This is a genomic window from Ochrobactrum sp. SFR4 (assembly GCF_019730395.1).
Taxonomy (GTDB): domain Bacteria; phylum Pseudomonadota; class Alphaproteobacteria; order Rhizobiales; family Rhizobiaceae; genus Pseudochrobactrum.
The window spans coordinates 1-289 of record NZ_JAAPBB010000637.1 but is presented as its reverse complement, the minus strand read 5'-3'; the positions used below and the strand labels follow the sequence as shown (position 1 = coordinate 289).

General features: G+C 41.5%; 1 protein-coding gene. It reads left to right on the top strand.

Features of this window, described 5'->3' with window-relative positions; translation table 11 throughout:
• On the top strand, nucleotides 1-206 hold a 206-nt coding region (locus HBA93_RS20605), incomplete at its 5' end, for a hypothetical protein (protein ID WP_221724513.1).
• Nucleotides 207-289: the final 83 nt, after the last annotated feature.

The window sequence follows — 289 nt, the reverse complement described above, 5'->3', positions numbered from 1 at the left end:
CCGGCCATTATCTTCTCAAAACTAAAATTGTCTCACGCAACAAGAGATATCCGCCTGCGCTTTTCGAGCTTTTCTTAAACGCAAGAGCGACGAAATTCAAATCATGCATGGTAATTAAACAGCTGCATTTCAAAAAAACTGAATCGCTGCCAGCCGGTTTCCCGACCACACGATGCCTGGTTTTTGTATCCGTCACGCCATCGTGAATGTATATTTTGTATTTTAAGATTGTAAAAAACCGTTATCTGCGGAGATTTTTATTATTCCTGTTCTCAAGCGGCGGTTAGCA